At 49.6% G+C, this 23,320-nt stretch carries 16 protein-coding genes and 2 pseudogenes; 7 read left to right on the forward strand and 11 right to left on the reverse strand.

Translation table 11 applies throughout. The features are described from left to right. Positions 1-3: 3 nt before the first annotated feature. Positions 4-601: pseudogene (locus WH37_RS19095) on the reverse strand (GntR family transcriptional regulator). Between the two features lie 203 nt (positions 602-804). Between WH37_RS19095 and WH37_RS19100 the strand changes: the two are divergent. From WH37_RS19100 to WH37_RS19110, 3 genes and pseudogenes are all read left to right on the forward strand, one after another. Further along, a pseudogene (locus tag WH37_RS19100) lies at positions 805-1,556 on the forward strand (GntT/GntP/DsdX family permease); the annotation flags it as partial. 417 nt (positions 1,557-1,973) lie between these two features. After that, positions 1,974-2,597: a LysE family translocator gene (locus WH37_RS19105; RefSeq protein WP_046232286.1), complete on the forward strand. Its 624-nt coding sequence runs from the start codon at positions 1,974-1,976 to the stop codon at positions 2,595-2,597. A 37-nt stretch (positions 2,598-2,634) separates the two neighbouring features. After that, on the forward strand, positions 2,635-3,759 hold the full coding sequence (locus WH37_RS19110; protein WP_046232214.1) for a metallophosphoesterase: 1,125 nt from the start codon (positions 2,635-2,637) through the stop codon (positions 3,757-3,759). Positions 3,760-3,873: 114 nt separating this feature from the next. Here the strand turns inward: WH37_RS19110 and WH37_RS37460 are convergent, their stop codons facing one another. Further along, on the reverse strand, positions 3,874-10,041 hold the full coding sequence (locus tag WH37_RS37460; protein ID WP_052737073.1) for a DUF5695 domain-containing protein: 6,168 nt from the start codon (positions 10,039-10,041) through the stop codon (positions 3,874-3,876). Positions 10,042-10,392: 351 nt separating this feature from the next. Here WH37_RS37460 and WH37_RS19120 point away from each other — a divergent pair, with 351 nt between their 5' ends. Then, the gene (locus tag WH37_RS19120; protein ID WP_046232215.1) at positions 10,393-11,283 is read left to right on the forward strand and encodes an AraC family transcriptional regulator; all 891 of its coding nucleotides are present in this window, start codon (positions 10,393-10,395) and stop codon (positions 11,281-11,283) included. 87 nt (positions 11,284-11,370) lie between these two features. Here the strand turns inward: WH37_RS19120 and WH37_RS19125 are convergent, their stop codons facing one another. The 9 genes from WH37_RS19125 to WH37_RS19165 form a co-directional block, all read right to left on the reverse strand. After that, positions 11,371-11,631 (reverse strand): hypothetical protein, encoded by a 261-nt coding sequence (locus WH37_RS19125; RefSeq protein ID WP_052737074.1) that lies wholly within the window; start codon positions 11,629-11,631, stop codon positions 11,371-11,373. Positions 11,632-11,660: 29 nt separating this feature from the next. Continuing rightward, complete coding sequence (locus tag WH37_RS19130) at positions 11,661-12,902, reverse strand: hypothetical protein (protein ID WP_046232216.1); 1,242 nt, start codon at positions 12,900-12,902, stop codon at positions 11,661-11,663. Positions 12,903-12,913: 11 nt separating this feature from the next. Next, positions 12,914-13,756, reverse strand: coding sequence for a hypothetical protein (locus tag WH37_RS19135; protein ID WP_046232217.1), 843 nt, complete (start codon positions 13,754-13,756; stop codon positions 12,914-12,916). After that, complete coding sequence (locus WH37_RS19140) at positions 13,753-14,442, reverse strand: ABC transporter ATP-binding protein (protein ID WP_046232218.1); 690 nt, start codon at positions 14,440-14,442, stop codon at positions 13,753-13,755. The genes WH37_RS19135 and WH37_RS19140 overlap by 4 nt, the downstream gene beginning before the upstream one ends. After that, a complete protein-coding gene (locus tag WH37_RS19145) occupies positions 14,435-14,866 on the reverse strand; it encodes a GntR family transcriptional regulator (protein WP_046232219.1) in 432 nt (143 codons plus the stop codon). The genes WH37_RS19140 and WH37_RS19145 overlap by 8 nt, the downstream gene beginning before the upstream one ends. Positions 14,867-15,164: 298 nt before the next feature. Beyond that, positions 15,165-15,920, reverse strand: coding sequence for an SDR family oxidoreductase (locus WH37_RS19150; protein ID WP_046232220.1), 756 nt, complete (start codon positions 15,918-15,920; stop codon positions 15,165-15,167). A gap of 238 nt (positions 15,921-16,158) precedes the next feature. After that, positions 16,159-17,010 carry a M12 family metallopeptidase gene (locus WH37_RS33780; protein WP_052737075.1) on the reverse strand — a complete coding sequence of 284 codons (852 nt, stop codon included), beginning with the start codon at positions 17,008-17,010 and terminating at the stop codon, positions 16,159-16,161. A gap of 36 nt (positions 17,011-17,046) precedes the next feature. Next, positions 17,047-17,664, reverse strand: coding sequence for a hypothetical protein (locus WH37_RS19160; protein ID WP_046232221.1), 618 nt, complete (start codon positions 17,662-17,664; stop codon positions 17,047-17,049). 84 nt (positions 17,665-17,748) lie between these two features. After that, entirely contained in the window at positions 17,749-18,372 is a 624-nt protein-coding gene (locus WH37_RS19165) for a hypothetical protein (protein WP_046232222.1), read from the reverse strand. Positions 18,373-18,606: 234 nt separating this feature from the next. Here WH37_RS19165 and WH37_RS19170 point away from each other — a divergent pair, with 234 nt between their 5' ends. Genes WH37_RS19170 through WH37_RS19180 form a run of 3 tightly spaced genes read left to right on the forward strand, consistent with a single transcriptional unit; the run spans position 18,607 to position 23,209 of the window. Beyond that, positions 18,607-19,257, forward strand: coding sequence for a hypothetical protein (locus WH37_RS19170; protein ID WP_046232223.1), 651 nt, complete (start codon positions 18,607-18,609; stop codon positions 19,255-19,257). Further along, positions 19,214-22,531: an ATP-binding protein gene (locus WH37_RS19175; RefSeq protein ID WP_046232224.1), complete on the forward strand. Its 3,318-nt coding sequence runs from the start codon at positions 19,214-19,216 to the stop codon at positions 22,529-22,531. Before WH37_RS19170 ends, WH37_RS19175 begins: the two co-directional genes overlap by 44 nt. Next, positions 22,532-23,209, forward strand: coding sequence for a response regulator (locus WH37_RS19180; protein ID WP_046232225.1), 678 nt, complete (start codon positions 22,532-22,534; stop codon positions 23,207-23,209). Positions 23,210-23,320: the final 111 nt, after the last annotated feature.

A 23,320-nucleotide genomic window follows, 5' to 3' on the forward strand; every position in this document is an offset into this window, starting at 1 on the left:
TTTCTAAATCATGCGGGTCGAGCTCATCAGATGCAAGCAAAACTCCAGATCTGCCTGCAAATGCTCCTTCATCAGCCGCTCGGCAAGCTCGCCATCCCTGGCTTCGATCGCTTCATATATAAACGACCGTCCGGCGGAAAAGATAAATAATGGACTGCATCTGGTCAATAATTTGCACCATGACCGGATTGTTGCTTGCTTTCACAATAATATCATGAAACGCTTCATTCGCCTTCATAATTTCTTCCAGCTCGCCCGTCTGCCCGATCTCGACGCATTCACGCAGCGCTGCCAGCTCGTGGTCAGGAAGAAACGTTGCAGCACTGCGGGCTGCATGCCCTTCAAGCAGCATGCGAACCTGAAAACGATTGCGCAAATCGGCTTCTGTCGGCGTCACAACCTTCTTGCCAACGATCAGTCCCTCCTGCTCCAGCTTGCGAATGGAGTCGCGAATCGGCGTTCGGCTGACGCCTAGTGAAGCGGCAAGCTTTTCCTCGACGACCTTGGTGCCTTGGGCAATTTCGCCGCGCAAAATCATGTCACGCATAATTTCATACGCCTGCCTATAGGCGAGAGAAGGCTTTTTCTTGTCCTGCGTCATCTGATCCACCTCATATAATTTAAAATCTTCATTATATAGAACTGCTGGAAAAAAGTATAGACTAGAAATCGATTTTAATATCCCCCGTGATAATTGTATACAATTTTAAATAAAATGTATTCATTAATTACTTTTAAGTATACATTTAGTGGATGCGTCGGCCGTCCCTAGGAGCTATTTTTGTCAAAAGAAGTATTGGAAGTGAGAAAAATGTCCACTGGGCGATGATGGTGGTCGCACTCATTTGCGGTATTCCCTTGTTCATTCAAGTCGGTATCGTCCTGCTGATCCCGCTCGTATTCGTTATTGCCAAGCATACAGGCACGTCCTTGATCAAAATCGGACTGTCGCTTATCACCGGACTCGCTGTTGTACACAGTCTGATTCCACCGCATCCAGCAGCTATGCTTGCCGTTAGCATTTTCCAAGCGGATGTGGGCAAAACGATTATGCTCGCCCTGCTTGTGTCGCTTCCTGCTGCGGCAGTAGCTGGCCCGATTTACGGTACGTTTATTTCCAAGCGCATTAAGCTTGAGCCAAACGCCGAGCTTATGGCGCAATTTACTGAAAACAAGCAAAAAGAACTGCCAGGCTTCGGTATCACGCTATTCACCATCCTGCTTCCAGTTATGCTCATGCTGCTTGCAACGATTGTTAACTTGACACTGCCGGAAACAAGCTCCGTCCGCTCCGTCATTAACTTTATCGGCAGCCCGGTCGTCTCACTCTTGATCGCCCGGCGCAGGTGGCGGCTTCAATAAAATTTTGACCGCCAGCGGTGTAGGCGAAGCGATTGCCGGCTATGCGCAAATGGCACATATGTCGCCGCTCGTGCTGGGCTTCGTTATTGCCGGATTAATCCGTGCAGCAAACGCTGAAGACTTGGACGGTTATGGAAACGATCCTATCATTCGTCGCTTTTGCGGTCGTAATGGTGCTTAGTATATTTATTTAAACTGACTGGGGGGATTAACGGGAGATTGGGCTGCGCTGCGTAAAAAGGTTGGTTTTCGATCGTTGTTGCTCCGGGACATCTTCGAATTTATACCGCTAAGGCGTTACAAAGCCCTACACAAAGACGAACGCTACGCTTCTCAAATCCAACCTTTTTACTCCGCTCCGCCCTCCCTCCCTCCCTCCCGGTTCATCCGGTTTAAAACATATACATCGCAAAGGAGCCTCTCGCAGGCTCCTTTTTTAATTTTATTGAATCTATTCGCTAGTCGATATCTTGGCGAATAATGAAAGTCGAGAGACGAGAGATGAAAGATAAGAGATTAGAGACAAATGGCAAATAGATTGAGATCGGGGAGTTGTTCCTAGTATACTAAAGGAAGTAAGTAACTTTTTGATAGAACAGGATGTGTTGACCTTGGAATGGGCTTCCCTCTTATCGTTTCTAGGCGTTGCGGTGCTGCTGACCTTAATGCCGGGACCAGACAATTTGTACGTGCTCACCCAAAGCATCGCCCGTGGCAAAAAAGCAGGAATCATAACAACGCTTGGGCTATGCACCGGCCTCTTCGCCCATATTTCCGCAGCCGCTCTCGGCATCTCCGCTATCGTCTACCAATCGGCAGTTGCCTTTGCCGTCGTGAAATATGCCGGTGCCGCCTATTTGCTCTATTTGGCCTATAAAGCTTTTCGGCAAAAGCAATCTGCCCTCGCGCTCGGCACCGCCGATGAGCTGGCCTATTCCTCCTTATACAAAAAAGGCATCTTCATGAGCATGCTGAATCCTAAAGTTTCCTTGTTTTTTCTGGCGCTGCTGCCGCAATTCGTCAATGAGGCAAACGGCTATGCTTCTTTGCAAATGATCGCGCTAGGACTCGTGTTCGTGCTGCAAGCCATTGTTATTTTTACCCTGATCAGCATTTTTGCCGATGTGCTGCGCCGATTTATTTTCAAACGCCCACGCCTGTCCAGCAAAATGAATATCGTCGAAGGCTCCGTGTTCGGCCTAATCGGCCTCAGCATCGCCTTCAGCAGAAAATAGCTAGACACAGAAAAGAGACATAAAAGGGAGAGCTATCATGTTTATTGTTATGGGTATTATTATGCTTGCCGTTTTCGGCTCGCTCGTTTTTTATCAAAGCTGGAGCATTTGGCGGTGGCTGAAGCCGCTGCATACGAAGCCCCGCAAGCTCATTTACACGGTCGTGGCCGTTCTGCTGCCCTGCATCTTTATCATCGCAATGATTTCGCAAAATGCTATTTTAATTGCGATTGGCATGTACTGGCTCGCTATTTTTTGCTTATTGCTGCTCATTATTCCATCCGTTCAGCTCATCGCAAGACTGCTGCGCTTTACGTCATTGCCGCGCGAGTCGGTGTTCAAATGGTCCGGCCTTGCCATCCCCGTCCTGCTCATAGCACTGCTTGGCTACGGTTCGTTTCTAGCATACAGCCCCGTTGTACGCACGTATGACATTACGATTCCCAAAGGCTCACAAGACGGCGATTCAGCGAACAATACATTAAAAATCGTTATGGCCTCCGATATGCATTTTGGCATTTTGTCCGGCAGTGATCATGCCGTGCGTCTCGTCGATCGCATTAATGAGCTGAAACCAGATATCGTGCTGTTTCCTGGCGATATTTTGGATGACCAAATCCAGCCTTATTTGGACAACGGCATTGATAAAATTATGGCGACGATCGAGGCACCCTACGGTGTGTATGCTTCACTCGGCAACCATGATAAATACAATGGGCATATCGAGGACATTATTAACGCCGTTGAAGCGGGCGGCATGAAGGTGCTTTATGATGAGTCAGTTACCATTGATGACCGCTTCACGCTGCTTGGACGCAAGGACCATTCTGATACTGAGCGTGCGCCGCTGAGCGAGCTCGTTCAAGGCATAGATGCTGCCAAGCCGCTCATTTTGCTGGAGCATCAGCCTTATGATTTCGATATTGCCGATGAGCTGGGCATTGATCTGATGGTATCAGGCCATACGCATTACGGCCAAATATTCCCGGCGAATTTCATTACTTCGCTCGTGTTCGAGAATGACTGGGGCTATTTGAAAAAGGAAAAGCTGCAATCGATCGTGTCCTCCGGCTTCGGCTTCTGGGGACCGCCAATTCGCCTCGGCTCCCGCTCCGAAATTGTGGAAATCAATGTGACGTTCAGCAGCCCGGGTGCAGAATAACCATTCGATTGAACTATATCTATGCAAAAAGAGAGCCATCCCACATGAAGCGGGATGGCTCTTCTTCGTATTGCTTGATGACCCTATTATTGCTTCAATCGCTATCTTTACTGACTACTCCAGCTTTTGAAGAAACTTGTTAATAGCCTGGGCTGTTTCGGCCCGTGTGGCGGTAGCAGCTGGATCAAACCGATTTTGATTTTTGCCGTTCATAATTTCCAGCTCGGTTACCGCAGCTACAGCCTGCTTTGCCCATTCTGATATGTCACTTGCATCTGCGAAGTCCAGAGCCGTCTGGTTGGCAGGCTGCTCGTCATCGTTCATCATCACCCAAGCCCTTGCCATAATGCTAGCCATTTGCTCTCTGGTCAGCGCTTCATTCGGAGCGAATGTCTGTGCTTCCTTCCCTTGAATGAGTCCCGCAGCTACTGCTGCGTCTACCTCATCATAAAACCAGTTGTCAGGGGATACATCATCAAACTTTTGCTCAGTGCTCGTTGTGCCAGCGGCACCAGTATCCAGATTGAGCGCCCGGACGAGCATCGCTGTAAATTCAGCGCGGGTTGTCGTTTTTTGCGGGGCAAACCGCTCATTCGAAAGCCCGAAGACGATATGCTTGGCCGTTAATGAACGAACCGCATCATATGCCCAGTGCGAGGCAGGCACATCGCTGAAAGCTGCTTCATAAGACATGACCGCATATTTGCTGAAATGAGACACTGAGGTGCTGATTTGCTTGGCAGCCTTGTCGATTTTGCCACCGACATACTCCCACTTTTGCTCGCTTTCATTGTACCAGTAAATGCCCAGCAGATTTTCTACATCCGCGCTCGCGTTATAGCTCAATTGAATGCCTACAGGTGAGGAGAAATTGGGCAGCTTCGTCTCTGCCCCATTTGCTGTGCGGATCAGCAGATTAAACGCGTAAGCTTCTCCGGATGATTTTAGGCTGCCGGATTGAACGTTCTGCTCCAGCCTATCCAAAGACAAAATAATTTGCGCGGTCGCAGCTTCATTTGCCCTAACAAGCTTTGCCAAATCTATTAGCACGCTTGATGGAATTTCAAGCACCACACCGTTACTTTCTACACGAAGCGCAGAAGTTCCCAGCAATGTGCCAGCATTGGCAGGCAGCACAAGCTTGCTTTTGCCAGCGGCAAGCTGAAGCTTTACAGGCTCGCCATTGCTGCTTGCCAGCTCATTGCTTGTCACAACTTGATTCGCAGCCGGTATTGGAGTTGTTGACGGCGACGGTGCTGGCGTTGCAGTCGACGATGCAGCCGGACTCGGCGTTGCTGGTGCTGGTGTCGCAGTCGGTGACGGCGTTGAAGTAGACGAAGACGTTGGCGTCGGTGTCACCGGTGAACCCGTTGGCACTGGTGTCGGCGTTGGTGTCACTGGCGTATCAGTTTGCACTGGCGTAGGTGTTGGCGTCACCGGCGTATCGGTTGGTGCTGGTGTCGGCGTTGGCGTCGCCGTCGGTTCAACTGGTGCTGCCGTCACCGTCACAACGGCCTCCGCACGGAGCGAGGTTCCATCAACCGTCCCTGCAACAGTAAAGCTTCCTTCCGCCGCATATTGCTCAGCGCTTATTGCATCCCAGACGACAAAAGCGGTTCCAGTCGTATCGTTCTCATACGTAACCTGAACGCTTGCCGGGAGGCTCGGCGCAGTGCCAATAGTCGTAGCTGCCGCTGCTTGATCTACGCTTTTAATATCTTTGCCCTCATACAACCCCTTCACTTGCGAAGCAGTCATCGGCCCATTATAAATCCGGAAATCATCAAGGTCCGCATGCAGCTGCGCCCCGTTGCCATAACCGGATACGCCAATCCTTTTGACATCAGCAGTAGCGGTTATCGTCCTCGGTGTGCCGTCTGTGCCAAGCGTCTGCGACACCCCATTTTTATAAATCGCCCGTTCACCGGTCGTGGAATCAAACGTAATGACGACATTCGTCCATTCATTCAGCGGCAGAAAATCATTCGGCGATTGCCTCACATAAAAACCGTTGGCGCCATCGACATAAAAAATGCTCGAGTTGCCATTGTAGGTCAAGAAAAAGCCATTTCCCGCATAATTGCTTTCCGGCTTGAACCAGAGCAGCACATTTTCGCGGTCATTCATGTTTTCCGTCCGTTTAATCCAATAGGACAGTGTCAAGCTGCCAGGCTGCAAAGCCGCACTATTGCCCGCGTCTACATAGTTGCCGGAAACGCCGTTAAACTGCAAGGCTCCTCCGGTATGCCCATCGCTTACCCAGCCCAATTCCCCATTAATCGTGCCATTTAGTCCTGAAGCAGAGGCATCCTGGACGACCGATCCTTCCGTCTCATCGAAATTGTAGCGGACGACGAGTGAAGGATAACCCTGTATTTCTCGGGCCATTACCGTTACGGTTGCCGTCGCTTCCAGGTCTGTGCCAATAACGATGCCTTTTACCGTAAAGCTGCTGCCTGCTTCCGCGTACTGCTCCGGCTGAATGTCATTCCATCTCACCGAGGCATCAATGGAGCTGCCATTTTTCAAATAAACCTTTACCGATGCTGGCAGTTTCGGAGCTACGTCCACTGGAGTGGACACCTGCACCTCTTCAATGCGTTCAATTTCATCAACTGGTGGAGCAACCATTGCCGCAATTTCCGCAGCCGTTAAAGCACGGCTGAACAGCTGAAAATCATCGACGCTGGCATTTAAATAAGGATCGCTATACTGTGATTTGCCAATATAGTTATTTTTCGTTTTGCCGAGGCTTCTCGGCGTTAATGTCATATGATCATTACGTCCAACCTCCACACCGTCCACGTACAAAATGCCCAGCGGGCCATCCAGCGTTACCGCTACATGTCTCCATTCGCCAGTTGTCAGCGCCGGTCCAGTAATCGATTGCTCGGCTCCCGCCTGATTGCCGCCCGTCGTTATGCTGAATTGCATAGAGGAGCCTACCTTCGGCGCCAAAAACATATACGTTTGTGTACCTGTTCCAAAATCAAACAATCTGGAGAAATCATTCAATTGATCGGCCTTCACCCAGGCCGCAACCGTTATTTTCTCCGTAAGCCCCAGCACATTGTCCGGCAGCAACACATAACCATCGGTACCGCCTACTTTGACGGCATTGCCTGAACGGCCGCTCGTCCATGATGACGTGCCTTTTAGCGATGCATCATTTCCACTGCCGGAGGAATCGGCCGCAATGGTCCCTTCCGTTTCATTAAAGTTGTAGCTGGCGATAGCCTCGGGAAGCTCTGCTGGCGGATTAACGGTAATGCTCACCGTATCGCTGGCATTCAGCTCCGAATCATCTGCACTTAGCTTTAATACATAGTCTCCCGGCTCATTAAACTGGGCTGTCGTAACAGCCGAGGTCGCATAGCCGAAGTCCACCACACCGCCGACGGGGCCAGATTCCATGCTCCATTGCACAGTCAGCTTTCCAGCCGGAAGGCCATCATCCTGCACGCTACCTTTCAGTACCAAGTCATCATATAAATGAATCGCCTGATCGTCGCCCGCATGAACAGTAGGCGCTGTATTCGGATCTGGCGTCGTTTCACTCAGCTCGACCGTATAATTTGCGGCTGCTGGTGCATTTATCGCGAGAACCGCTTTTGCGCCGAACGCATTCAGCTTGCCCGCTGGCTGACCATCCACCGTTACGGCATAGGCTCCTGGCTTCAAGCCCTCCAGCGTCAAATGAACTTGATGCGCCGTACCCGGCGTCAGATTTTTAATATCCAGCGCAGCTGCATCCTTGGTTTTGGACAGGACCGCATGCGTAAACTGGTCCCGCTCAAGCGTCAAATACAGCTTTTCGGTTATCAGGTTTATTTTCTTATAAAGTCCATCAATAGGCTCGATCGAATACGAGTTGCTATCCTCCGTCACATTCGCTCCATACCCTGTCAGTCCAAAAATCGGATCAACCGCAATGTCCGCGCTTAAAATTTGCAGGGCGCCGAACAAGCCAAGGTCGGATTCTCCCGTCATGCCTCTCCAGCCATTAAGCAGCGGCAGCGATGCGCCTCCGCCATGTCCAAGCGTTCCGAGATTGCCCTTCTCCGCTTGATACGTCCACGCCGAAGCGCCATAGTTAGCAGGATCATCACTGATCTGCCCCGTGTTTATTGAGCCAATGTTTGCGATTTTCGCTGCATAGGAAAGCCGCTGCTCCACTTCCCGGTTGCCGCTCGATTGATAGCGAATCCAGTCATCCATCGCATAACCGGCAAGCGATACGGTATACTGAAAATTCCACCAGTTTTCGCCCGTAATCGTGACCGGGTCCGTGTAGTAATACCACACTGGCATATGACCGCGCGATGCCCGCGTTTTGGCATTGATTTTGCCCATCATTTCTTGAGCTTTGAGCTGCTCAGCCACATTCTCGCTTTGCATTTTGGCAAGGGTGTAGACCGCTTCCTCGCCCGTGTTGTCGTAGCTGTATTCCGAGCCGTACGGATACGTCGTATTTTTAAAATTGTTATATTTCGTTGCCATTTTCCCAATGATGTCATTGGCCTCGACGACATAACCTTCATCCTGCAGCGCTTGAATAATCGCTGGCGTCGTCAGCTCGCCCATCAATCCTGTATTCCAGTTGTAGGCAACCGGACCTTCGTAGAGCGCCTTCATAATATTGTAGGCCCGCAGCAAATACGTATTCGCATCATGCTCGTAGTCGATAAGGCCCGGATATTCCTTGACGATTTTATACATGCTGAAGAAGGTGTTGTAAATGTGCGGATACGCATAACCGCGATAGGTCGGCGTCGTATTCGGCTCCGGCATCAAAAAGTCATGAATCAAATAATCCTCATGATGACCGTTCATCAAATTCGTCCAAATCGCCGTTTCCAAATATTCGTCGACCGCCTTGACTTCTCGCGCCACTGGATCAAGAGCATTTTTCTCCGCCAGAAACTGTCCGTGCGTCAGTCCCCAATCGTCGCCCCAGCCCCAGTAGCCGTTGAAATTACCCATTTTCTTCTTCGTATTCATCATCCAGTCATCGAACACTTTGTCATAAATTTCGCCTGGCGCCTGCCACTGCATCGAATCCACCATAAATTCGGAGTGTGCCGCCAAAGCTTCATCAATCGGAGAAATCGCATAAAATTGCAAAACCGTACTTAAGCCATCTCCGTAGCTGACCGTAATATCGTTCGGCCCCAGCTTCGTCATTTGCAGCTCGTAAATGTGATGGTCGCCTGCTTTGCTCTCCACAAGCGGAATGTCGTTGCCGTCTTCATCCTTAACAGAGTTAATCGTCTGCTTGGTTCGCAAATCGAACTTCGCTTTCTGATTGGTCGGAACGATCATGCCGGGAACGACGCTGACATCGATCAGTCCTTCCTCATACAGCCTCTGCTTCATTTGGTGCTCATCAGCTACAGCAAAAAAGTTAAAGCCATACTGATTGTCTGCCCCCGCCTCCAAAATAAGGCTCGTATTCGGCAAATAGCCGCGGTTCGTCTTCTTGATCACATTGGAGTGGATGTAATAGACATTCAGCCCTTCTATCCACTTGCCGCTTTCTCCCGTCCATTTGCTGTTCGGGCGCTCCTCCTGCCGCCACCGATCCTGATATTCAAATCCAGCCTTCGTCTGCGAATCAGGCGTCATCAGCAGGTAGGAACCTAGTCCGCTAGGACGGCTTGCCGTCATATACGAGCTGTTGTTGCCAACAAAAGAATGGCTCACGACGCGCGTTTCATAAATCGCATCCCCGTAATTCCACTGCTCATTGAAAGGAAGCGGTACGCCGTAATCGCCGATCTCCAGCTTCTGCCCGCTCGTATTCGTCAGATTAATGGTCCAGTTTAGCGAACCATCCTCCTCCAGCGTGTAGGTTTCCACCAAAGTGAAATCCCTTATGCCACCGGCATTTTGCGACCCGGCATACGTTACGGTTGTCACGTCGCCGGATCTTGCGATTTGCCTCACATCGCTCGATTGATTTGTTGATGCTTCCTTCCATTCGCCGTTATCGCCCAAGCGGTACGTAAACATGAGCTCGCCCATCCATTGGTGATCGGCTGTATCCTGCTCAGGCGCTACCGTCTTATTCATCACATATTCAGTCGGGAATAAATCGCCTTTGATTTTCAGCGAGCTGATTTCGCCATATTCCCCGATCTCCACCTGCAAGCCGCCGCCCTCTGCTTCCGCCCCCCATGCCTTCCCGATTAATGGACTAAACAACCCTGTTATAAGCGCTACTGCTGAAAATAAAGCTATGGTCCGTCTAGCCGTTAACGTCTTCCATCTCTTCTTTATCACAAAACAGCCTCCTTGTTAATCGTTTAGATTTTTAATGAGAAACCGCTACTTTATTCTAGCTCCTCATTCCAATAGGAAACAGCAGACACCCCTTTCCGCTTACTTCACAAGATAATGTAAGCGCTTTTTTATTATCATAGCACGGTATTTTTGATTAGGATTTAATGATTTCAACCAAAACTTTCATATTCGCAACTTGATTCCCTAAATCTAAACGTGTAACTCTTTCCTATACAAGAAGTCTGCCTTCTATTTTTTTCGATTGAGTTTGTAGGCCACCTTGAGTATGATAGAGGAAAAACGAAGCTGTTCATTCATACAAGCCTAATTCAAGTATGATGGGGGTGCACGTTGAAGCCAACCGTTTTGCATTTTATCACACCGCCGGTTCCCTGCATTGTCGATTGCGGGACAAACGTCTACGCGCCGGGCGAGCAGCATATTAGACGTAGAAGCATTGGCGTCTTTGATCTGATTGCCGTCACCCGTGGCACCTTATTTATTAGCGAGGAGGACGAGCAATGGAGTCTGAAGCAGGGGCAAATGCTGATTTTGCGCCCGGATGCGCTGCATTATGGCTTTGCTCCATGCACCGAGCCTACCGAAATCATCTGGATTCATTTTCAAATTTTCGGAAGCTGGCGCACAAGCGAATCGCTGCAGGCTGCTGCGGAAGAACAAGCCTCTCTCATGGAGTCACACCGGGCAATAACCTATCTGCACAACCGTGATTTAAGCTCTATTTTTATCCAAAAACACAGAAATTTGTCCGCTCAGGCTCTAAGCCTGCTCGGCTATTTTTCCCAGTTGGAGCAGGAGCCGCCCACCTTGCGCAATTGGAAAAGGCAGGATCATTTTCAAGCCTTATTGCATGAATTGAAGGAGGAGCAGGCACTAGCCTCAGACTCTACGACCGCTGCTCTCGCCAGGAAGATTGAGCTATTTATCCGCCAAAACTATGCACTCCCCATTACGAATAAAATGCTGCAAATTCATTTAAACTATCATCCGAACTATTTGGCCAAATGCATGAGCAAAATGTATGGTGTAACGCCCGTCGAATATTTGCTCGTCTATCGCATGGAGCAGGCGAAGCGTTTACTCGCGCAAACCTCTTATCCGATTGGCAAAATCGCCGAGGAGGTCGGCTTTGTCCATACGTCGCACTTCACATCCCACTTTACGAAGCGCGAGGGGCTGTCCCCATCCAAGTATCGGCAGGTGCACTCCCCTGTCTCCTAATCCAAGAGCGAGTGGCATTGCCGACTTTCGAAGTTGATGCTCGTTTCGCGGAGCAATAGAAAAAACAATAAAAAACAGCGGACACCGTTATGAACGGCGTCCGCTGCTTGCACTGACGATAAGCGCTTTGCGCATTATCATCTTTTTCACTTTGTCTCGGCGCTCGGCTTCTGGCTGGAGGTGGAAGGCCTGCTCGCTTCCCATTGCAAGCAGCGCCTGTTTGCCCGCCTCAGCGGCAAGCCGCTCATCCTGCAAAATATAAAAGGCAAGCTGATAGCTCCATGTTTCCAACTCTCTGAGCGCCTCGACCGTTTCATCCAGACTAGCTGCTGCCTGCATGCCTTGCACCTCACCCTCTTTTTTGGGACGTTTCTAGTCTATTCTTTAATGCTCATATTATTTAGCGCCATATCGCTTAATGCGATCTGTCTCTCTTCCTCGCTGCCTTCAGCCGTCACACTGCCTTTATATAATGGCTCGCCAGTTGCAGCATTCATTACCACAACGGTTCGAGCATCTTCCTTAGCGAGCAAAACATAAAGACGCTCTCCATTAATAAAAAAGCTCTGCAATTCGCCCTCGCCAATCTGACTTGACAACAGTGACCAAGTCTCACCTCGTCTTTCCCCTGTTTCCAAACTGTAGCGTGATACCGCAATCAGCGTCTCATTGTAATTTGTAAAATAGAGTTCATCGCCTGAAATGTAGCGTCCCCCCATTCTACGCGCATCCAATTTCTGCATTTCATCCGGCAAGCGCTGCGTTATTCCGCTCTTATACGAATACACATAAAGCTCTGCCGGAACTCTTGTCGGAACGCTGCTGCTGTTGGCTTCTCCCGTCTGTTCCTGCATAACGATACTAAAAACAAAATAATCATGGGGTGCTGTATAACCATTTTGTAAGGTTGCATGTGAAATGGAAGAAAGCTTCGTCCCAGCAGCATCTACAAATTCCACGGGATTCCTCTTACTGAGCTGACCACTAGCCGAATCGATAATATAATCAAAATACTGGCTTGCTCCTGACGGCCTATTGTCTGTTTCATATTGGTTTACCATCACATGAAGACCATCTGCTTGCAGCTGTACATCATATATGGTTGCATGCTCTCTCATGCCTTGCTGAGATAGAGGAGTTAATGCAATCGAATAGTCTGCGACCTTGCCAGTGCTTCGATTCAGTATCTCTACCTCTATCGTTCCTTCCGGGTCACTTGTAGCCGTATTGTATGGAATTTTCGCATAGGCTAACCAGTCCTGATCCTGATAAAAGCTGTCTATCTCCGCTTTGCCCCGCATGAAAGCGGGATATTTTTCAATAAGCTCTCTCATGCCCTCTTGCTCATAAAACCACTCACGTGCATCAGTTATATACGATTCATAAAGGGACTTTCTACTCCTATACTCACTGCCGTGTACAGTTAAATTCAGAGGCTGCGAGCCCTTCCCGCCTATATACGAACCGACTAATACCAGATTGGCCGCTTCTTTCGCATCCCCTTCCAGCGTCTCTAATCGATATTCCGGCAAATGGTCTGCCGAGCCAAAAGCGTAATACGTGCTGAACCCTGCTGCTGCGAGCAGGACGAGCGCCAGCGTAGTTATATAACGTTTCATCTTGCTCCCCCTTACACGGTAATCTTTCTATTTAACAGTCTTATGCTGAGCCATACGGATACGAAAACGATAATTACGGTCAAAGCCAGCATAATAGAATAAGTTTCTCCTGGATATAAATAGGAAGCCGTATTTCCCGGCCGCTGCAAAGTAATAGGAGCGAGCAGCGCGGCACCGCATACGAACACATAAATAACAGCAAAACCAATGCCAATAACCCGATAGCTTCGTTCCAGCAAAATAACCGTAAAAGCAGCAAGTACGGTCAAAATCCCGATCGCATAGGCCATCACAAACGCATCCAACTGGCCTGGAATGAGCACTTTCAGCACTTGATTTTGCAAAATCGCCTGCGACAAATAGGACGGATCGCGCAGCGCTTCTGGTATAGCCAAATTGAACAACATCATTTCAAGCGGAAGCAGCAGCAGTTGGAAGGAGACCAGTCCGAACGTAAACAGCAAAATCGCTGTCAGCTTCGCTGCGTAAATGCAGCCGCGGTTGCTCGGCAGCATCAGCAGCCGATAAATAAACGTATCGCGCCCCAGCCAATCGCGGTACCAAATGAGAAAAACATAACCGGCGATAACTGCAATGCTGATCAGTACCGGAAAGGAAAACCAAAATTGATTGTTGAACATCATCTCATTAAACGTCAGCTTCCCGGTCTCAGAGAAAGGATGATACGTAATCAATTTCTCACTCCAGCCAGGGCCTGTTCTAATGCTGCGCTCACTAAGAGACCACAGCAGCACTACTCCAAATTGCATGAGAAGCGTTAACACCATTAATCCGCCTAGCAAATAGCGAAAACGGTGCACTTCCATATGTACCAGCTTCAAATAAAACTTCAAGCCTGATACACCTCCTTCATGACATCCACAATTGACTTGGATTCCTCCATACGAAGCAGCTCGCAGTTGAAATTGCGGATAACCGAACCATTTTTCAACAGCACGGCCTGATCAATAAGATGTTCAACGTCTGCGATCTCATGCGTTGTAATCAACACACCGCGATCTTCAATCAGATGGCTCGAAAAAACTTCCGTAATGAGCGCTCGGCTGAACATATCAATGCCGGAAAACGGCTCATCCATCAGCACATATTCGGTATCCAGCGCCAGCCCTAGCAGCAGGTTGAACTTCGCCGCAGTCCCCTTTGACAAATTGCCGATTCGTTCTTTTCCCTCCAGTTGAAAAAAGCCCATCAGCTCCTTGGCCCGATCCTCGTTCCAACTGCGGTAAAAATCCGCCATAAACACCATCGCTTCATCCAGCTTCATGGCAGGCGGCATCGTCAGGTGGTCCGGGATAAAAGAAATTTTCTCATAACGCTCCTTGCCAAGCTTTTGCCCATCGATTATGATTTCGCCCTTGCGGAACGGCGTCAGCCCCATAATCGCTTTCATAATGGTCGATTTGCCCGCCCCATTGGTGCCGATCAGACAGGTGATTTCGCCCTTCTCGATTTGAAAGGAGACGCCATCGAGCACCTTGCGCCGACGATATTTTTTATGTATATCCCGCACCTCAATCATGCTGCGCGCCTCCCCCCTGCTTCCCGCCATTCAGCTGCTTATCTTCTGTATACTTATGCTTGACCAGCTCCAGCAGCTCCTCCACCGGAACGTCGATTTTACGAACAGAGGCAACGAAAGCCTCGACAGCCTCGCCAATCAGCTCTGCGCGGATAGCCCGCAATACGTTCTCGTCCATAGTAATCCGGCTTGGCGAGTTTCCTTCTGTTACGATCAACTGCTGTTCCTCCATTTCCTTATAAGCTTTCTGCGCCGTATTAGGATTAATTTTCAAAAGTGCGCCGAGCTCCCTTCGTGAAGGAATGATTTGTCCGGCTTCCATTTTCCCAATGACCAATTGCTCCTTAAAAAACTTCACGACCTGCAAGTAGACCGGGTCACGGCCATTGAAAGCGACTTCCGTCCAGCCTTCATTTGTCTTCATCCCGTTACCTCTCATTCTTGTTCCAGTGTGTGTACCAAGTAGTTCATACACTTTAAGTGTATTATGCGCATAATACGTTTTTCTGTCAAGCATTTGTTAAAAAATAGGACAAATGGATATCCTCCGTCCTCTCGCATGGGGATTATTACTTTTTAGAGCAACTAGTCCCCATAGAGCATGCTCCATGGGGACTAGTTTATATTTATTAGCTTCGAAGTTGTTTTGCAAAGTCTGTATGCTAAGCTTACGGTTTACTGCGCAAAATAGCCTCTACATTTGGCATCTGTTCTGTTTTGCTTTATTGCTGGGACTTAGAGCGGCTGAGCCAATCCTCATAGCGCGTCGAGGCAATTCGGGCATTATCGCCTGGGACGAGAGAGTGCTCATTCAGCCCAGCACCGGAGTAAAGCGCATTTACATCTGTGATGACCTGCCGCGAGTCCTGATTAGCGCTCATATATCGTTTGATGAATTCGTCTAGACGAAGCTGCTCTGGGCCTGCAAGATCAACGATGCCATTTACTGGTGAGCCAATGGTGTAATCGACCAGCGCGGCGGCTACATCCTCCGAAAAGATAGGCTGTACAAGCGCAGACGGCAAACGAACCGTTTCTCCTTCTGTTGACAAATAGATGATACCGGTAACGAATTCAAAAAATTGTGTCGCACGTACGATCGTATAAGGAACCCCAGATGCTTCGATTAATTGCTCTTGGGCCAACTTAGCGCGGAAATAACCGCTTTGCTGAAGGCCGTCGGTGCCAACAACCGATAGCGCAACGTGATGTTTAATGCCAGCGGCTATTTCGGCAGCAAGGATATTACGGCTTGACGCCTCAAAAAAAGCAAGGACAGCCTTATCCTCAAAGGAAGGCGAGTTCGTCACGTCTACGACAACCTGAGCGCCATCCAGCGCTTCCGCCAGCCCTTCACCCGTAACGGCATTGACGCCTCTGGAAGGTGATGCCACAACTGCCTCATGACCCAGCTCGCGAAGATTATGCACCAGTTTTGTTCCAATGAGTCCGCTTCCACCAATCACTACAATTTTCATGTTATGCCTCCATCCATATGTTTTATCGCGAAACTCTAATGGCAACGAGACAGTCTGTCCTCTCTTAGCTGTCACATCTTCATTAGTGATTTGCTTTTTCGAACATATAACGAAGCTGCGATTCATTTTGTGACAACGGGCCAGCCAGCAGAAAAAGAGCAAGCAACGAACAGCATTATGCTATCGTTGCTTGCTCTTATAAGGTGGGCTTATTTTACAAAAACAGCTCATTTCAACTCTAGTACAGCTGCTGCTCAAACGCCGCTCCGCTTGTGGTATACAATGCATTTATGCCCTCTACATCCAGCGCAGACAAGGCTGTACGCTGCCCCATCACCGTGCCAGAAGGCAACGCTTGGGTTGGCGTAATCGTCGGCTTGGTTGGGTCGATAGCGAATGCGCTTTTGCTATAATGCATAATTGAGCCCCAATCATACTTTAACGACTTGAACAGCTCAGGATGATTAATAATAACAAAATTGCTTTGCTTATTGGCAGGGATATTCCCCATACTGACGGTAATGTACGTGTCGCGATTCGGCTTCGTGTGCTCATGCAGCAAGCCGAGCGTATGCCCGATTTCATGAATAATGTTGCCCAGCACATAATTTACGCCCAGCGTAATAAGCTGCTTGCCGCCAATCATTCCGACATAGGAGCTATGTCCGAGACCGATTTTAAACAAGACATAATTCGGCTCCGTTCCCCGCAGCGAGAAGGAAATGCCCGGGCAGGCTTGTGCTATTGCAGACATAGCTTTTTTAATATCCTGCTGCGTACTAGCAGGCACATTGGCATCAAAAGCATAAAATACTTTGCCCCTAGGCCACAGGCGCCTCATATCTATAATAATGTCCACATGCGGATCCGATCCCTGCTGCTGGCCCTCCTGCTCGATGAAAGCCTTCAGCCTGCGCATTTTTGCCGCCTCAGCCACGACAATGTCGCCATCGACGATAGCCAGATTATCATACTCTATATACTCGACTTTCACGGGTGTCTGATTGTCGGCCAAATAGACGTAGCCTGTTTCGGCTGTTCCTTTTTGGAATAAATCATTTGCATATACTTCTGGTAATTGCTCTGCCATCTTCTAATTCCTCCTTCTTGTTATTGCCTGCCCTGCTCATACGAGCTGCAAGAGGTTGCTCGCCGATATGTGCACGTTCAGCCGCTGCCTGCCGTTGAAGCTGAGCGCAAGGGCCTGCTGCATATACATCTCCGGCTCAAAAATCTGTCCTGCCCGCCAATGCCCGTATACCATATAAGTAACCGGATCAGGCTGAAAGCCTGTTAGCGTATTCGGATGGGCCTCCACCGTTACGACAGCCCGGTTGTCCAAACTGAGGCCTATTCGCACTTTATCCTCGGGGTCTACCGTTCGATCTGCTTTCATGTAATAAAGCTCGCTATCTCTTGCAGCATAAGGCTGTGAAAAATAATAGCTCCCGCTCGCGGCCTTCAGCAAGACAGCTGCATTGTTTTGCCATAATGAGGCTTCCTTATGCTCAATTGCCCCGACACTGGATAAACCTGCTGAATCACCATCCTGAGCAGAACGCCACATAAATTGATACTTGGGCTCCCAAGTAAATTGCACTTGTCCAGCGAACGGCCTTGCCGGCGCCGATCGCCAAATGTAGGTGACTGCGCTTGGGTCATTCAAGCGGGGAAATAGCTGGAACAAACAAATGCTGCCGCTATATGTTGCTTCGTTCGTTACCGATACCGTATAGCTTAACACCGTTTTCGCAGCTCCTTACGAGAAACGGAAAGGCTGCTCGCACGGCCCTCCCGTTTCCATTTATTTTGCGCATATAAGAGGATATTAGGACACAATGTTAAGCTGGTTTTTCGCTGTCAGAACAACATCGTGGTTTGTAACGCCATTAAACTCAATTTTGAGTGCCGTATCTGCATATTCGCTAATGTCAATGATTTCGCCCGGCTCAATGCGGCCATATACGAGGTAATAAGCAGGATGAGCGGTAAATTCCGTTTTTGTGTTTGGCTGCGCTTTGATCGCAACAGTCGGCTTATTGTTCATCATCAGGCCGATATAGGCATTATCTTCAGGATTGATCGAGCCGTCCTGGTGAATGTACATGACGCCTTCTTTTCCACCAGAAGATGCTTGAGAAAATTGATAGGTGCCGCCATCCGCATGGCTGAATTCGACATAATTGCTTGCGCTCAGATCAGCCGCACGTTGAGCGGTCGAAGTAATGGTCGAGCCTGGCTGCGGAACATCAACCTCTGACCAATAGAAGGCGTAGTCCACTCCCCATGTGAATTTCGTTGTGGAGCCTGAAGTAGATGGCTTGACCAGCCAAGCAAGCGTGAGCACATTCGGATCGTCCAAGTTCGGGTCCACCTGATAGATAGCAAGGCTAGCATTGTAGGTCCCATTGTTTTGTACACTTACAGAATAAGTCGTTGTCGTTGTTGGCATTTTATTTTCCTCCTCAAAATTGTTTTGGTGCTGCTTACAGGTTCTACTTTATTGGATTTTGTCGCCCCTTATTAGTAGCCGGAGTCATCATTTGAGATGACCAAAATCATCGCTGCACATGACCAACCCTATGACCAAACCCCTGTAATTCTTTGACTACTTCTTCTAAAAAATACTATAATAAAGGCGGATCTGGCATCCAAATTTATCATAAGAAGGAGCGGTTCGAGAAAAATGAAAAAACGAATAACGTACAGTGAAATTGAGGATCAGCTGCAGACAGGGGATATTCTTTTATGTCACAGCGTTATGCATGAAAGCATTATGATTGAGTTTATTGAAGGCTCTCCTTGGTCCCATATCGGCATGATCGTCAGGCTGCCGCAATATGACTATCCGCTGCTTTGGGAGTCAACAACGTTCGACAACATTCCGGATGTTTTGCTCGGAAAAACGAAAAACGGCCCCATGCTCGTTCCGCTGCATGAACGTCTTCAAACCGATGTCGGCAATCTTTGGGACCCCATGTTCGCGCTGCGCAAGCTGAATGTCCAGCGCACCCCGCAAATGCAGGCCGCACTTCTGGGCGTTATTGAGGAGCTGCATCACGCAACCTTTCCAAGTATGACGGAAATGGCGGTAAGCGTCTCGGAGGGACTTGCCGGCATTCACTCTGGGTATAAAACTTTATTTTGCAGTCAGTTGCTTGCTGCAACGTATATTCGCATGGGCCTGCTTCCTTCGCATAAGGTCCCGAACAGCTATTGGCCGGTCAACTTTTCCTCCGAGGGCCACGTGGAGCTGTTGAATAATGCCACATTTTCGGAGGAGCTGTATTTGCTTGCAGACGGCCTTCAAGGACATGATCAGCATCAAGCCTTATAGCCTCGCCATCAAGACAACGCTGCTTGTACTGCTTCTTTTCCTAGCAGGAGCGGACTTCCATAGGGCCGCACAAGCCTCCAGCCTTCCAGAGCCACCCCACCATCCAGATTCAACCGCTCAGCAGGGACAACTCGACCTGACCGGCATGCAAGTGGACGACGGACTTATTTCCCTCAACGGCAAATGGACGTTTTATTGGAACCAACTTCTTGAACCGGATGAGATTGGGGCTGCCAGCGATGGGCAGCCTGCTTTTATTTCCGTTCCCGGCAGCTGGGGCTTCTCTTCTAGCAAAGTGGCAGCACCGGAAGGGACAGGCTTTGCTACTTATCGTCTGCTCGTTCGAACGGACCCGCTCGACGGCATTTACGGCTTGTCTATCAAGAGCATTCAAAGCTCCTATCGCGTATTTATTAACGGCAAGCTGGTCGCTTCAGCCGGAACGGTCGAAACGGATCGGGAACGTGTCGTTGCCCGCTTCGGACAGCCTGCTATGCTTTTTACGCATAAAGGAACAAGCCTTGATGTTGTCATTCAGGTCGCCAATTATTCATATCCGTCCGGCGGGATAGAAAAACACATTTTTTTCGGCAGCAAGGACGCCATTCTGAAGCATAGGCAGCAGGGCATTGCCAAGGACCTGTTTTTGTTCGGCTCGATTTTTACCATGTTTGTTTACCATATGGCGCTTTATTTGTTAAGGCGAAGCCAGCTGTCCTCCTTGTATTTCGCTTTGTTCTGCTTATGTATTTCGATACGCACCTTATTCGTCAATGAACGGTTTATTTCAGTACTCATCCCCGATATGAATTGGCAGCTGTTTGCCAAGGTTTCCTATCTGACCGCTTATATGGGCGCACCTTGCATTATTTTGTATATTCAGAGCCTCTACCCGGCTTACTTCTCGAAGCTAAAAACGCGATTAGCCATAAGTCTTTTTGCAGCAATTTCCGTCCTCGTAGTGGTTGCTCCTGTATCCGTTTACCATTATTCGCTGCCCTATTATCAAGTTATGATTATGCTCGCGCTTGGTTATATTTTGGCTAAGCTCATTTATGCCGCGGCCCGCGGAGAGCAAGGAACTTATCTCATGCTGATCGGCTTTTTGAATTTATTTCTGTTCGCCCTAAATGATGTGCTGTACAACAACAATAGGACGAGCCTTGGTTCACTGGTTCCGTTCGGGCTGTTTATTTTTATTGTGCTGCAATCTATTTTGCTATCGCTTCATTTCGCTCGCGCCTTCAAGGAAATAGAGAAGCTGTCCACCAAGCTTATATTATCGAATCAAATTAAAGACCAGTTTCTCGCGAACACGTCGCATGAGCTGAAAACACCGCTTCAGGGCATTATTGGGCTTGCGGAATCTTTAGCCGAAGGGGCTGCTGGAAAGCTGCCAGATACCGCTGTAGGACAGCTAAGGCTCATTCGCACAAGCGGGCAGCGCCTGTCGCATTTAGTCAATGACCTGCTGGATTTAACGAAGCTGCGGCATAAAGAAATCGTGCTGCAGCCGTCTGTGCTGAACATTCGGCAGGCCGCTTCCCTCGCCATTGAGCTGCTTGAGCCTCTATCCGAGCGCAAGCAGCTCACGATTCGCAATGATACGCCAGCAGGGCTGCTTGCTTTTGCAGATGAAAATCGGCTGATGCAAATTTTCAACAATTTGCTTGGCAACGCTATCAAATTTACCCATGACGGCTGGGTTGCTGTCACAGCAGCGCAGCAAGGAGAATGGCTGCTCATTACCGTCCGTGATACGGGCGAAGGGATCGCCCCACAGCATTTGGAGTCAATCTTTGAAGCGTTTGAGCAGGGCGACGGCTCCATGATTCGACGCTACGAAGGCTCAGGTCTTGGACTCAGCATCTCCCGCAATCTCGTCGAGCTGCACGGCGGGCAAATTTGGGCGGAGTCGCCACCCGGCGAGGGGGCTGCGATCTGCTTTACGCTTCCTGCTTATTCGGCGGGCACGGCTGGCGGAGATAAAGTTAACGAGATTGTGAGCGACAATCACAGAGATCGTACAGCGAGTATGGAAGCTGCCGCTGGATTAGTTTTTGGCAGAGCTGCAGCGGCGGCTGCCCAGACTCCGGTGAATACGGCGACTGCAGAGACTACAGAGACGGCGGTAAGGGAATCGGCAGCGGCGGGAGCAGAAGTCGGAGCTGGAGAAGTAGCAGAGGCGGCTTCCATGACGGAAGACCTGTCTGTGCTAACCGTGGACGATGATCCGATTATTTTGCAGGTGCTGTCCAACCATTTGACCGCAGAGGGTTTTCAAGTTCGGCAAACGACCGGTGGACGCAGCGCCCTTCAACTGCTGGAAGAAGGCTACCGGCCAAGCCTCATTATCGTTGATTTAATGATGCCGCAGATGTCCGGCTATGAGCTGTGCCAAGTCATTCGGCAGCAATATGACGAGCAGGTGCCGATCCTCATTTTGACAGCGCGCAATCAGCCAGCCGATCTGGAGCTTGGATTTGCCAGCGGCGCAAATGATTATCTGATTAAGCCGGTCACGAAATCAGAGCTGATGCTGCGGCTCAGGCTCCATCTCAAGCTCGCGACATGGGAGCAATCGATGGAGCGGGAGGTTTTGGAGCGAACGGTGCATATTCGCGAATCCATGAAGGAAACGGCAATCGCCATGGCCGACATTGGCGCTTACGAAGAGCGTAACCGCATCGCCAAAGAAATTCACGATGCGCTGGGCTATGCGCTGACCACGACGCTGATCCAGCTAGAGGCGGGACAAAGCCTGCTCGCTGACAAGCCCCAAGCGGCGAAGCAGCATATGATTAATTCGCAGGAGCTGGTACGGCAAGGCTTGCGGGATGTGCGCAAATCCTTGCGAAGCTTGAAGGATAGCGAGCGGGAGCATGATTTTGAGGGACGTATAGAGACGCTGCTGCGAGATACGGAAGCGTATGCCATGGTGAGCATAACGCGTACCGTGCAATTGGATGGTGTACAGCTCGGCCAAGAGCATGAAAAGCTGCTTTATTACGCTTTGCAAGAAGGACTTACTAATGGCATTCGCCATGGCGGAAGCAAGCACTTCGACTTCCGGCTGATGCAGCGGGAAGGACGGGTTATTTTTTCACTTTGCAATGAGGGAGTTCCCTATCGCCCGGAACAGCCGGACGGCCTCGGGCTGCATTATATGAAGCAGCATACAGAAGCGGCGGGCGGCCAGTTTCACGTAGATAACGCGAAAGGCAGCGGCTGCTTGATTGAGATTACACTACCCGCACAGAAGGAGCACACTTAAATGGAGCCTATACGATTAGTGATAGCTGATGATCAGCGTCTGCTGCGCGAAAGCCTGCGGACGGTCATTGAGCTTGAGGAGGATATGAAGGTCGTCGGTCTGGCGGAAAATGGGCAGCATGCCTGCGAGCTGGTTGATGAGCTGCGGCCAACGCTCGTATTGATGGATGTGCAAATGCCAATAATGGACGGCATCAGCGCCATTCGCAAAATTAGAGCCCGCCATCCAGCGCTTCCGATTTTGATTTTGACGACGTTCACGGACGACGATTATATCATCGAAGGGCTAGCAGGCGGCGCCATTGGTTATTTGTTGAAGGATATGGACAAAGCAAATCTGCTTGCCGCCATTCGCAGCGCCGCTGCGGGCAGGCATATGCTCACCCCGGAAATCGCAACGAAACTCGCAGCGCGCCTGTCCGCGATGTCCAAAGCAGCGCCAAGAGAAATGAACACGCATAAGCTCAAAAGGCTCGGCCTTCAATTTACAGAGCGTGAAAAACAAATTATTGCCTTGATGGTTCAGCCTTTAACGAACCCGCAAATTGCAGACAGCTTATTTATGAGCGTCGGCACCGTCAAAAATTACGTCAGCATCATTTACAGCAAGCTGGGCACAAGTGACCGCATGCAGGCGGTGGCCAGCCTTCAGGAATTATTTTCGGTGGATGAGGAATAGGATCGTGCTTATCGAGTAAAATTTTGTGAGTTGCCGCAGCGCAAACAGCCCCCGGAGACATAAGTCTTCAGGGGCTTCCGCATGCTTTAATCATTTATTAGGCTCTATCAG

Source organism: Paenibacillus algorifonticola, from assembly GCF_000971975.1.
Lineage (GTDB): Bacteria > Bacillota > Bacilli > Paenibacillales > Paenibacillaceae > Pristimantibacillus > Pristimantibacillus algorifonticola.